At 67.5% G+C, this 12,462-nt stretch carries 10 protein-coding genes; 4 read left to right on the top strand and 6 right to left on the bottom strand.

Going from position 1 to position 12,462, the window contains the following annotated elements; all coding sequences use genetic code 11:
- Nucleotides 1–1,094: 1,094 nt before the first annotated feature.
- Entirely contained in the window at nucleotides 1,095–1,949 is an 855-nt protein-coding gene (locus tag E3O65_RS07100) for an RDD family protein (protein ID WP_134363051.1), read from the bottom strand.
- A gap of 17 nt (nucleotides 1,950–1,966) precedes the next feature.
- Between E3O65_RS07100 and E3O65_RS07105 the strand changes: the two genes are divergently transcribed.
- Nucleotides 1,967–2,962, top strand: a complete 996-nt coding sequence (locus E3O65_RS07105) for a stage II sporulation protein M (RefSeq protein ID WP_134363052.1) — start codon at nucleotides 1,967–1,969, stop codon at nucleotides 2,960–2,962.
- A gap of 6 nt (nucleotides 2,963–2,968) precedes the next feature.
- Here E3O65_RS07105 and E3O65_RS07110 read toward each other — a convergent pair whose 3' ends face one another.
- From E3O65_RS07110 to E3O65_RS07130, 5 genes are read right to left on the bottom strand one after another with little or no spacing between them, the layout of a single operon-like run.
- Nucleotides 2,969–4,276: a DUF58 domain-containing protein gene (locus E3O65_RS07110; protein WP_134363053.1), complete on the bottom strand. Its 1,308-nt coding sequence runs from the start codon at nucleotides 4,274–4,276 to the stop codon at nucleotides 2,969–2,971.
- Nucleotides 4,277–5,245 carry an AAA family ATPase gene (locus E3O65_RS07115; protein WP_134363054.1) on the bottom strand — a complete coding sequence of 323 codons (969 nt, stop codon included), beginning with the start codon at nucleotides 5,243–5,245 and terminating at the stop codon, nucleotides 4,277–4,279.
- Nucleotides 5,242–6,477, bottom strand: a complete 1,236-nt coding sequence (locus tag E3O65_RS07120) for a DUF4350 domain-containing protein (protein WP_134363055.1) — start codon at nucleotides 6,475–6,477, stop codon at nucleotides 5,242–5,244. Before E3O65_RS07120 ends, E3O65_RS07115 begins: the two co-directional genes overlap by 4 nt.
- Nucleotides 6,474–7,154 carry a DUF4129 domain-containing protein gene (locus E3O65_RS07125; RefSeq protein ID WP_134363056.1) on the bottom strand — a complete coding sequence of 227 codons (681 nt, stop codon included), beginning with the start codon at nucleotides 7,152–7,154 and terminating at the stop codon, nucleotides 6,474–6,476. Before E3O65_RS07125 ends, E3O65_RS07120 begins: the two co-directional genes overlap by 4 nt.
- On the bottom strand, nucleotides 7,151–8,278 hold the full coding sequence (locus tag E3O65_RS07130) for a hypothetical protein (RefSeq protein ID WP_134363057.1): 1,128 nt from the start codon (nucleotides 8,276–8,278) through the stop codon (nucleotides 7,151–7,153). The genes E3O65_RS07125 and E3O65_RS07130 overlap by 4 nt, the downstream gene beginning before the upstream one ends.
- A 132-nt stretch (nucleotides 8,279–8,410) precedes the next feature.
- Between E3O65_RS07130 and mtrA the strand changes: the two genes are divergently transcribed.
- The 3 genes from mtrA to E3O65_RS07145 are packed head-to-tail and all read left to right on the top strand — an operon-like array spanning nucleotide 8,411 to nucleotide 12,414.
- Nucleotides 8,411–9,091, top strand: a complete 681-nt coding sequence (gene mtrA, locus E3O65_RS07135) for an MtrAB system response regulator MtrA (protein ID WP_134363058.1) — start codon at nucleotides 8,411–8,413, stop codon at nucleotides 9,089–9,091.
- A gap of 7 nt (nucleotides 9,092–9,098) precedes the next feature.
- Nucleotides 9,099–10,739, top strand: coding sequence for an MtrAB system histidine kinase MtrB (gene mtrB / locus E3O65_RS07140; RefSeq protein ID WP_134363059.1), 1,641 nt, complete (start codon nucleotides 9,099–9,101; stop codon nucleotides 10,737–10,739).
- Nucleotides 10,732–12,414 carry an LpqB family beta-propeller domain-containing protein gene (locus E3O65_RS07145; protein WP_134363060.1) on the top strand — a complete coding sequence of 561 codons (1,683 nt, stop codon included), beginning with the start codon at nucleotides 10,732–10,734 and terminating at the stop codon, nucleotides 12,412–12,414. Before mtrB ends, E3O65_RS07145 begins: the two co-directional genes overlap by 8 nt.
- Nucleotides 12,415–12,462 lie beyond the last annotated feature (48 nt).

Raw genomic sequence — 12,462 nt, forward strand, 5'->3', positions numbered from 1 at the left:
CCGCCGGACTTAACTTAGAAACACCAGGAAAGCCACCCCACGGGGTGGCTTTCCTGCTTTAACCACCACCCGCCAACGGTAGAAGGCCACCCCACGAGGTGGCCTTCTACCGTTAAGCGGCACCGCCTGTCACCCCCATATCCGCACCGGGCGCCACATCCGTACAGGGTGCCACGTCCGCACAGGCTGTCATATCCGCACAGGGCGCCATATCCGCACAGGGTGCCATATCCGCACCGGGTGCCATCTCCGCACAGGGCGCCATATCCGCACAGGGTGCCATCTCCGCACCGGGAGGAAGGGCAGCGCAGGTGGCGGCACACCCTACGGAAGCAGGCGCACCCTCTGCGCTTCTCCCACTCCCACATCCTGCGCCTAGAGCCTCCTGCACGAAACGGGTGAGTTTGAGAGCCGGCACACCTGTTGTCGTCCACTGTGCTGTGCTTCCAGAGGTCGTTGTGGCTAACTCAGGAGATCCCGCCGGCCCGGTCGGGACATCCGGGCTGCTTCCGCATTGGTTAGCGGCGGCCGGTGCTTGTGGACGACGGATGTCCTGAGTTGGCCACGGGCTTGGGTCCGGCCGCACTCTCGACCGGTTCGGGAACAAGCGTGCGCCGCCGCGACTCCGTGCTGGGCATCCGGCAGGTGTTGTGGCTAACTCAGGAGATCTGCCGGGCCGGGACGGGCATCCGCATCTGTGCCGCATCTGTCCGCGGCCGTCGCTCGCTGTCATATACGGATGTCCTGAGTTAGCCACACCCGCAGGCATGGTGCGAGGGCGCGCACCTGCACCAACAACAGAGAGTTGCCCGCTCGGTGGGGCATCCACCGCTAAAGAATGGCGACAATTCCCGGTGTCGGTCGAGAGTCCCCGCCGGAACGCCCATAATCGACCGGCACTAGCGCCGGCACGGGTACCCGCGTCGGTACGGGTACCGACATCGGTACGGGTACCGACATCGGTACGGTCACCGGCACGGCTTCCGACACCGGGCACCGGCACGGGCTCCGGCATTCGCACGGACACTGGCCAAGGAACGGGCACGGGCCCCAAGGGAAGGGGCGTGGGTCAGGCGAACGTCATGACCGGAGGGCTACCGCTCAGGGAAGTTGTGCGGCAGAGTGTGCAGGATGGGCTGCAGACGGTCCAGTCGTTCCCGCTCGAGTTGCAGCGCGGTGGACTCCCGGTCGCGTCGCACGGCGGCGACGCCGGCCAAGAAAGCCTCCGGGGGAACCCCGGGCTTCGGTGACACGAACGGGGCGGCCTCCTCAGCCAGGCTGGCGGCGAGGCGCAAACGAGTCTCCGGATTCAGTTTGCCGGCCTGCATCAAGAACTGGGCAATTCTGCGCGAAAGCCGGTCGGGCAGCCGCAGAATATCGACAGTTTGGGCCCACGCCGCCAGCTCGGGCGGGAGGATGACCGTGCGGTCCGGCACCCGCGGAACCCGTTCGTGCTGGCTATACGTGCCGGCCAACAGATCGCCGAGGCGTTTGGACTTGCCATTCAGCAATGCCGTGGTCGCGGCAAGGCCACCGAAGGTCAGGTAGATCTCGATCACGCCTACAAGCGCACGGATGAACGCATGGCGCAGCTGGATAGCACCACCGTCATCGCGCACGATGCGCGCACCGATCGCGAGCTTTCCCAACGAGCGACCGCCGGTGGCCGCTTCGACGGACATGGGCACGATGAGAATGCAGACGACTAGGCCCGCAATTCCGAGCGCCCGGCCGAGAGTGTCGTCGATCGCCACTCCCGTAAGCGAGGTGACGAGAAACGCCATGGCCAGGAACAGGAGCAGATACGTGATCCAGTCGATGATCGTTCCCGCGGCACGCAGGATGATGCTGGCTGGGCGCACATCAAGGGCCACGGCTTCTCCCGTGACCAATTCCTGCTCACTCCACGAATATTGGCCATGATCGGCCACCTTGCCAGGCTGGTCCATGTCTACTATTAGATCAGATGGACCTTGACGCATATTCAGCGGCGCACCGCGCCGAGTGGGACCGCCTGGCTGTGCTCGGCAAGCGGCGGCGGCTCTCCGGCGCGCAGGCAGACGAGCTGATCGAACGCTACCAATCAGGGGCGACCCAGCTGTCGGCCATCAAATCGACGGCAGGGTCGACCCTCGAGGGGGACCGCCTGTCGGTAGGGCTGTCCCGGGCCCGACTCAAATTCACGGGTGCCAGCGCCAACGTGATCTCCCAGATTCCCCGGTTCTTCATCCTGCAGCTTCCGGCTGCGCTCTATCGCCTCCGCTGGCTCACCCTCGCCGTGGCGGTGGTGACCGTCGCGGTCGCCGCCCTCTACGGGTTCTGGATAACGGGCAACCCGAAGGTTTTGGCGGCCGTGGGTTCTGACGCGGAACTTCAGAAATTGGTGAACGAAGACTTCGTGAACTACTACTCGGAGAATCCAGCGGCATCTTTCACCGGGTTGGTCTGGACAAACAACGCCTGGATCGCGGCCCAGTGCATCGCCTTCGGCATCCTCGGCGTCTACGTTCCCTACATTGTGTTGCAGAACGCGCAAAACGTGGGCATCACAGCTGCCGTGATGTTCGCCTACGGCAAGGGCGATGTGTTCTTCTTGTACATCCTGCCGCACGGCATGCTCGAACTGACCGCGATCTTCGTGGCCGCTGCCGGAGGACTGCGCATCTTCTGGGCCTGGATCGCACCCGGAGCCCGCACCCGCGCTCAGGCCCTGGCCGAGGATGCCCGCGCTCTCTCGACGGTTGCGATCGGGCTGGTATTCGTGCTCTTCGTCTCCGGGGTGATCGAAGGCTTCGTCACGCCGGCACCCTGGCCTTGGCCCGTCAAGATCGGGATCGGTGCGGCGGCACTGCTCGTCTTCCTCGCCTACATGCTCGTGCTCGGTGGCAAGGCCGTGCGGGCTGGCGAAACGGGTGATCTGGCGGAATTCGAAGCGGGCAGCACCCGGATCTACTCGGCCTGAGGCAGGTCAGAGCCGTCCGGCAGCCTTGAGCGCGATGTAGCGGTCGGCCAGAGCAGGCGGCAGATCGGCGGGGGAACCGGTGACGACCTCAGCGCCCTGCCGACGGATGGCGGCGGATACTCGGGCCACGTCAAGCAAGGCACGCTCCGCCGCAGCTGCACGGTAGACCTCCTCGCGGTTGCCACGCTCGTGGGTGGCGGCCAGCGTCGTCGGGTCGGTGACGGATGCCACGATCACGGTGTGGCGCCGGGTCAGCTGGGGTAACACCGATAGGAGCGCGCTCGACGCTCCTGCTGCGTCGATTGAGGTGATCAGAACGACGAGTGCCTGGCGGCTCGTCACCGCGCGCACCTGCCCGGGAACGGCGGACCAATCAGTTTCGATCAGCTCCGGTTCGATCAGTGCCATGGTGTCGACCATCCGCGAGAGCAGTTCCGCCCCCTGCGCGCCCTTCACCCGTCCGCGCACCCGACGGTCGTAGGCGATGAAGTCGACGTGGTCCCCTGCCGTGGAGGCCAGCGCGGCCAGCAGCAGTGATGCTTCGAAGGCCGTGTCGAGGCGAGGCTCGTCGTCGACGCGGGCAGCCGACGTGCGGCCGCTGTCGATCAGCACCACCACACGTCGGTCCCGTTCGGGGCGCCAGGTACGCACCATGACGTCGTTGTGCCGGGCCGTGGCCCGCCAGTCGATCGACCGCACGTCGTCGCCGCGCACGTATTCCCGCAGCGAATCGAACTCGGTGCCCTGGCCGCGTACCATCAGGCTGGTGCGCCCGTCGAGCTCCTTGAGTCTCGTGATGCGCGAGGGCAGGTGCTTGCGCGCATTGAAGGGAGGCAGCACTCGGATCTGTCCGGGGGCCTGCAGAGTGGCCTGCCGCGCCCACAGTCCGAGCGGCCCGAACGAGCGCACTGTGACGCGGTCAACGCGACGTTCCCCGCGACGGTGGGGTGTCAGCCGCAGTGACACCACACGCCGCTCCCCGGGGGGCAGGGCCAGCTTCGTGCGGTTGTTGCCGGCACCGGCCGACGGTTGCCAGGCATCCCGGACCACCATGTTCAGGCGCCGGGTGCCGGTGTTGGTCAGGTACAGGTCGCTCGTCACGGTTTCGCCGAGGCGCACCCGAGAGGGAAGGCTGCGGGCAAGTGCCACCCGCCGGGGTGAGCCAGCCAGAATGAGATCCAGGATACCGAGGGCCAGTACGGCCACCACCCACAGTCCCAACACGGTGGCCGCCGTCTCCGACGCGCGCCCGAACAGCACGATCGGCACGACGCCGAGCGCGAGGAGGGCAACGAACCGGCCGGTGAGCGTCACTTAGATCGGCACCTGCACCTGTGCGAGGACTGCCCGCAGGATCGCGTCCACGGAGACGCCTTCGAGTTCGGCCTCCGGGCGCAACTGCACGCGGTGCCGCCAGACCGGGAGCACCATCGCCTGGACATGGTCGGGGGTGATCGAGTCGTAACCGCTCAGCCAGGCCCAGGCCTTCGCCGTGGCGAGCAACGCGGTTGTGCCGCGCGGGCTCACACCCAGTTTGACCGATGGGCTGCTCCGCGTGGCCCGGGCCAGGTCGACGATGTACGCGAGGACGTCGGGGCTTGAACCCACGGATGCCACGGACGACTGCGCCGCCAGCAGTTCGTCTGCTCCGAGCACCGCCGTTACCCCCGCGCCCGCGAGATCGCGGGGGTTGAATCCTTCGGCGTGACGCCGCAGCACCTCGAACTCCGCGTCGCGTTCGGGCACGTCGAGCACAAGCTTGAGCAGGAAACGGTCGAGCTGGGCCTCCGGCAGCGTGTACGTGCCTTCATATTCGATCGGGTTCATGGTCGCGGCGACGATGAACGGGTCCGGCAGGGGGAGTGACAGTCCATCGACGCTGACCTGGCGTTCCTCCATGGCCTCGAGCAAGGCGGACTGCGTCTTCGGTGGGGTGCGGTTGATCTCGTCGGCCAACAGGATGTTCGTGAAGACTGGTCCCTTGCGGAACTCAAAGTCGCCCACCCTGGCGTCATAGATGAGGGAGCCGGTCACATCGCCGGGCATCAGGTCCGGAGTGAACTGCACCCGTTTCGTCTCCAGGCTGAGCGCGTGACTCAGGGAACGCACCAGGAGCGTCTTCGCAACGCCCGGCACCCCCTCGAGTAGCACATGGCCGCGGGCGAGCAGCGCGATGATCAGCCCGGTCACGGCGCCATCCTGTCCGACGACGGCCTTGCCGACCTCGGTGCGCACCTGGGCGAGGGATTCGCGCAGGGTATCGACAGCGGTATGAGTGCTCATGAGTCCATTCTTCCGGGTGGCAGGGGCGTCGTCGCGCGGGCCGTGGCCCGTTCAAGTTCCAGGAGGCGGTCGGACAGGGCGACCAGGGCGGCATCGGATGCCGGAATGGCGTCGACGAGCACCGATCTCACGTCCGCGGAGGGCCGATCGGTCATGGTGGCGACCATCACGATCACCTCGTCCAGCGCAGCGAGACGGGAGAGCCCGACGTGGCCGGCGAGGCGCTGCACGGCTCCGACCCGCAGCGCGTCGAGGGCGCGCAGTCGGGCGTTGCTGCGAGCGTAGAGCCGGGCGCGGCCCTCCATCGTCTCGCTGGCACGCACGGTGACCGGCAGGTTCTCGGCCACAAGAGGGCCGAAGCGACGTCCACGCCAGACCGCCGCGGCCACCGTGACCAGAACCAGCAGCACCAGTGTGGGGGTGACCCAGCCGGGAGTGAGCTCGCCGAGCGACGCTGATCCGGTTCCCGGCACGTCGGCGATGGTCGGCAGGTACCAGATGAGCTCGTCGCCGGCCCCGAGTAGGTTGAGCGCGAGGGCGGCATTGCCGGCCTCGATGATCCGTTCGTTGTTGAGAAGGGTTCCGTCGGCCAGCAAGGTGAGGGACCGGTCGAACGCGACCGTCTGGATCAGGGCGTAGGCGTCGCCTCCCGATGGGAAGCATCCGGTCAGTCCGTCGGCCGCCGCCGGAATGGAGAGAGTCGGTCCGCCAGGCGAAAGCGTCTCGGCATTGACCGCGGCTGGGAGTGTGCAGCGGGCGGACGTGACCTTGGCCTGGGACACTCCACCGAAGCCCACGGCGGGGGCCAGCGTCTGCAGGGTCAGGAAATCCGGGGACGCCACGATTGTTCGCGGGGCGAGCTGTGCCATCGAGGTGAGCTGCTCGGCGCTGAGGAGCCCGTCAGGGTCGAAGAAGAAGACGGTGGGGTCACCGGCGGCGGATGCCAGGGTGCCAGCTTCGTCGAGGCTGGCGGCGGCCGTGACGCTGACACCCTGCTGGTGGAGCACCTCGACCAGCGCACGCGCTCCGATCGGCGTCGCGCTGTCAGCTGCAAGGGGTCCACCATCCGCCGCACCAACGGTGAGGACGGTGCTGATTACGGCGACGAGCACGGCTCCGGCACCGGCCAGAACCCAGAACCGTGCGCGGCGGCCCGCGGAACGCAGAGTGGGTGTGGTGGAAACGGCGTCTTCTGCCGGAGGCTTGGACGGTGCGTGCGTCGGGAGACTCATGGTTGTCTCGTCGGAGTCAGGTCCTCGTGGAGGATGGGCCGGGCGGTGCGGAGATCGCTCTCCAGAGCTGCCAGGGCCAGGAAACGCTGCTCGGTTCCTTCCGCCCCCAGGTAGCGCACGCCGTCGAACAGCTCGGCGGCCTCGGCCAAACGAACCCGCTCGCCGGGGAAGGGCTCGGCCGCCCGGGCGGCGAAGGAGTGCGCGGTCATGCCCGGCGTCACGACGAGGATCGTGCGCTCGGACATGCCCCGCGCCAGGGCGCGGAACATCTCGGCGCTGGCCTGGCTCCAGTCCAGGTGGGAGGCCGCGGCGAGGGCTGCGCGGCGCAGGTCAGCCGCGGACCGCCGTTCGTCTACCCCGAAGAGGTCGGTCGCGAGCCGGCTGCGCCGGTTCAGCCGGGGCAGCCCGAAGATGAGGATGGCGGCACCGACCAGAACCACAACGGCCACGGTGGCCAGCAGTGGGACCCAGGCGGCGAACCCGTCTGCGGATGGCGCCGTGAGCGAGGCGAACCAATCGAGGATCGCCGTCGACAGGCGGTCGAACCAGGTCGGCCGGGCGGCCTCGTAGGGAGGCTTGGCCAGTTCTGCCCGCAACCAGTCCCGGGCCTCGGGCGCGTCGGGTTCGACCGGTATCGCCCCCCGGAGCGCCGCGTGAATGTACAAACCCCCGATCATGCCCAGGCAGTGTCCGGAGCGACTGCCGGCGTCGTCAGGTAGGGGTCGTCACTGCTGCCGGGCGCGGATTCGACGAATCGCGCCAGCTCGAGGTCGAGGCCTTCCTTGCGCATCCGAAGGTCGATGTAGATGAGTGCGGTGACGGATGACTGCACCACAGCGGCGACGGCGCCCAGCACCAGGCCGAGCAGGATCGTCAGCACGTACAGGAGGATGGACGGAAGATACGCCTCGAAGGACCCGTTCGGGTCGATAAGGGTGGTGGCGACGCCGAAGAGCAGCGACAGGGGCGTCGTCACGATCTGCGAGACGATGTTCACGACCAGTGCCACTAGAAACTGGGCGCCGAGCGTGCGCCAGAAGTAGCCCTGGGTCAGCGACCAGGACCGGGCCACAGCGGCACGGATGCCGAGCCGTTCGAGCACGATGACGCTCGGTACGAGCGACGTTTTCGTGATCAGCCACGCGCCGAGCGCGATGAGTGCGATCGAACCGAGGACGCCGGTGAGCACCGCGAACGCGACACCCGCACCGCCCAGGGAGACGAGGAGGACGACAAGCCCGACCACCAGTGCGAGCGCGGCGATCAGCGCGGCGCTCAGCAGGATGGTCCACAGCAGCAGTGGCCAGAGGCGGGGCAGGACCGCACGCCAGAGGGCACTGAGGCGCATTTTCTCGCCCAGGGTCGCGCGGGCAACCTCGATCACAATGATGCCCTGAAGCATGGCGGAGGCGAGAACCGCCAACGCCACCGGAACGAGCGCGGAGAGCACGATGCTCAGGGTTGCGCCGGCTTCGAGCGCGGCGCGGTCCTCCAACGGAGCATTGTCCACGCGTCCGAGTGCGAAGTACGTGACCAGGCCGACCATCACGATGGCAACCAGGGCGACGACGCCCTGAACGATCAGAGCGCTGCCGAAGGTGGCCTTCGGGTTGCGGCGCAACACCTGGAACGGCGCCCAGAGAAGGGTTCCGAAACCGAGCGGACGCAGCGGGATCAATCCCGGTCGGGGTGGGGGCGTCCAGGCCGGCGGAGCACCCCAGACGGGCGGGTTCTGCCCGTCTCCCTCCGGCTTGCTGCGCGCGTCATCGGCCGGGGAGTGCCAGTTCTGCGGGTCCGTCACGAGTTCTATGCTGGCATACCTCGGACACTAATGAGCACGTTGAGCAATCAGACGGTGTCGTCGACTACTCTTAGGCCAGTGATTGCATGACTCACCGGGGTATTTTTGGGTGACTGAGTGGAAAACGGTTTGATGAACGCACGCATTCTTGTCGTCGACGATGACACCGCGCTGGCCGAGATGATCGGCATCGTCCTGCACGCTGAGGGCTTCGATCCGGTCTTCTGCGCCGACGGTTCCCTGGCGCTGGAAGCCTTTCGCGCCGTCAAGCCGGACCTCGTCCTGCTCGACCTTATGCTGCCCGGCCTCGATGGCATCGAGGTGTGCAGTCTGATCCGCGCCGAGTCCGGAACGCCCATCATCATGCTGACGGCGCGAACCGACACCACGGATGTCGTCAAGGGCCTCGAATCCGGGGCCGACGACTACATGGTCAAGCCGTTCAACCCCAAGGAGTTGGTCGCGCGCATCCGCACCCGGCTACGCCCGGTTCCAACGGAGATGCCGGCCAGCCTGCAGATCGGTGACCTGGTCGTGGATGCCGCCGGGCACGAGGTGCGGCGCGGCACACGGCAGATCAACCTCACTCCGCTCGAATTCGATCTGCTGCTCGCGCTCGCGTCCAAGCCCCAGCAGGTCTTCACCAGGGAAATGCTCCTCGAGCAGGTCTGGGGCTACCACTACAAGGCCGACACCCGCCTCGTCAACGTGCATGTCCAGCGTCTGCGCGCCAAGGTCGAAGACGACCCGGACAACCCTCGCATCGTGATGACGGTGCGCGGGGTCGGCTATCGGGCCGGCGCGGCCGGCTAGGTTTCAGATGGTCGGGCGTACCGGGTTCAACCGCGGCATCTGGCGGGATTGGCGTTCCTGGCCCGCCAGAGTCGCTGGTCTGTGGCGTTCCTCGCTGCAGTTCCGCACCGTGACGATCACGGTCGCGCTCTCCGGAGTCGCCATCATGGTGGTCGGGGTCTACGTGTCCGTCAGTGTGGGCAACGACCTGTTCCAGTCCCGGCTGAACCAGGTTCTCGTCGAATCGAACCGGGCCACGACCGCCGCTCAGGGCATCTTCGACGCCTCGGACGCAGCCGACCGGGTAGAGGTGCAGACCCTGGTGGGTTCGGCCCGCACCCTGATCACCGCGGCATCTTCGTCTCAGCTGATCGCCATCTTCCGGGCGCCCGGGCAGGACGCCTCCACAGTGGCCCCCCAGGACTCCTCGTCGTTCGGCGCCTCCACCGGCGTGATCACGTCCGATTTGCGCGTGCAGGTGCAGGAGAACCGGGGCGAGCAGTTCTGGCAGTCGGTGACTCTGGCAACGGATGACGGCGGCCAGGTCCCCGGGATCGTCGTCGGCTCGCAGCTCACCGTCCCGGTCGCCGGGCACTACGAGCTCTACATCGGCTATAGCCTGGCTGACGCCGAGGCGACCCTGGGCTTCGTGCAGCGCACCCTCGGTATCGCCGGCCTGGTGCTGGTCCTGCTGGTCGGGGCGGTGACCTGGATCGTGGTGCGCTTCGTGGTCACCCCCATCCGCGTCGCGGCGGCCACCAGTCAGCGGCTCGCCTCCGGCGATCTCGGCGTGCGCATCCCCGAGAAGGGCGAGGACGTCATCGCGACGCTGGCCCGATCCTTCAACGGCATGGCGGACAGCCTGCAGAGCCAAATCAAGGAACTCGCGGACCTGTCCGAGGTTCAGCAGCGCTTCGTGTCCGACGTCTCGCACGAGCTCCGCACCCCCTTGACGACGATCCGGCTCGCCGGCGACGTGCTCTTCGACCACCGGTCCACGTTCCCGCCGGCGGTGGAGCGCACGGCCGAACTCCTGCACGCCCAAGTCGAGCGATTCGAACTCCTGCTCAGCGACCTGCTCGAGATCAGTAAGTACGACGCCGGTTCGGTGCAGTTGGAGACCGAACCGACCAACCTCGTCCACCTGGCCGAGGACGCCATCGATGGTTTGCGCTCCCTCGGAGATTCGAAGGGAACGGTGCTGACCCTCGTGGCCCCGGGCGGGCACCTCGACGCGGACGTGGACCCCCGCCGCATCCGTCGGATCATGCACAATCTGATCGGCAACGCCATTGAGCACGGGGAAGGCAAGCCGATCATCGTGTCCGTCGACAGCAACGAGAGCGCGGTTGCCCTGTCGGTCCGCGACTACGGCCTGGGCATGAGCCAAGCGGAGATAGCCCACGTTTTCGACCGGTTCTGGCGGGCCGACCCGTCGCGCAAGCGCACCATCGGCGGCACCGGCCTCGGACTCTCCATTTCCCTCGAGGACGCAGCCGTGCACGGCGGGTGGCTGCAGGTCTGGTCGCACCCAGGGGAGGGTTCCTGTTTCCGGCTGACCCTTCCTCGCACGGCACGCGGAACTCTGACGAGCTCGCCCAGCCCCTTGCCGCCGGCAGACGCGGCCGGTGGCACGGGTCGCTCCGAGACGGGGGGACACTATGCGTAGACGCGCCCGGATGGTCGCGGGGCTGGTCGCACTCGCGGTGGCATTGACCGGATGTTCCGGAATCCCGCGTGACGGGGGAGTGCGGGAGGGGCAGACCGTGCAGCCCGGCACCACCCCGGCACCTGTCTTCTTGCCGTCGCGACCCCAGAAAGACGCCACCCCGGAGGCGATCCTGCGCGGTTTCATCGACGCCGCGACGAGCCCAGACGACGACTACGCGATCGCCCGGGAATTCCTGGCTCCCAGCTTCAGCACCAGCTGGGAGCCAGACTCCGGTGTGACGGTCGACGACGCGACCGGGCGCAGCATCGTGGCCGTCGGCGAAGAGCAGATGCAGTTCTCGGTGAACCCGGTCGCCGAAGTGGATGCCCGCGGCGAGTACCGCGAGGTCGAGTCGTCCACCGCGGTTGCGCTGCGCTACCAGTTCGTGAAGGTCGGCGGCCAGTGGCGCATCGGCGCAGCACCCAACGGAACCGTCATCGACCGCAATATCTTCCAGGATGTCTTCACCTCCCAGGCGCTGTACTTCTTCGACCCGGGATACAGCTATCTCGTGCCGGACCTGCGCTGGTACCCACGCGGCGGGGCCACCCTGACCAAAATCGTCAATGGTCTGCTCGAGGGCCCGAGTCCCTGGCTCGCCGGGGCCGTTGTGACAGCCTTTCCCGAAGGCACAACGCTCACCGCGGACGCCGTGCAGGTCATCGCCCGCGACGCCAAGGTCGATCTCAACAGCGAAGCCCTGAACGCCGACAGGGTCACCCTGCAGCGGATGAAGGCCCAGCTATCGGCCAGCCTCCCGGCCGGCCTGTCCGCGACCGTCACCATCAACCGCAATATGCAGGACATCGGCGAGCTCACCGCGAACGCCCCGGCCGTGAACCCCCGCGTCGACGCTCGGGCGCTGATCCTGCGGGATGGAGAGTTCGGCTTTCTCGCGGCGAGCGGCTCGTCGGTCACGCCGATCGCTGGACTGTCCGGTTCGGTCTCCGACCTGAGCCCGCTCTCAGTCACACTGTCACCCGGCCAGACGGCGGCCGCCGTGCTGACCGGAGCCGGTGTCTTCGGTGTGCGCGTCGGCGACGACCCGGTGCTGCTCGATCCGCGGCAGGGTTTGATCGGGCCCTCCATCGACAACTACGGCTTCGTCTGGTCACTCCCCGCCGACCGTCCGGGGGAATTGTTCGTCTACGGTCCGAACGGTGACGCGACTGCCGTGCCCACCCCGTGGCCGGAAGCATCCGCGATCCGGTCTCTGCGCGTGTCCCGCGACGGCGCCCGGCTGATCGCCCTGCTCCAGTCCGGCGCCGACAGCCGATTCGTCGTCGCCGCGATCACCCGGGACGAGACCACGCCGGTTGCCCTGGGTGACGCGGTACTGCTGAGTCAGACCGCGGGCGTCGCGGTGGACGCGGCCTGGATCGACGAGCTCACCGTGGCCTCCCTGACCCTGCTGCCCACGGGCGAAGAACGTATCGTGGCCCTGCAACTCGGAGGCCTCAGCTCGCGCCTCGAGTCGGCTCCGAACAGTCTCACCATCGTGGGCAGCAACAACCTGCGGGACCTGCGCGCCCTCTCCTCCACGGGTGGTCTTCTCGTGCAGCGCGGAGCGGGCTGGCAGGAACGCCTCGGGGGAGTCGGGCTTCTGGCCACGCAACAGGGCATCGGCGGTTAGCTCCTCCACCGTCCCCCCGGACGCCGGTTCTGCACCGGCTGGCTGCCC

Source organism: Cryobacterium breve (genome assembly GCF_004402375.1).
GTDB classification, from domain to species: Bacteria; Actinomycetota; Actinomycetes; order Actinomycetales; family Microbacteriaceae; genus Cryobacterium; species Cryobacterium breve.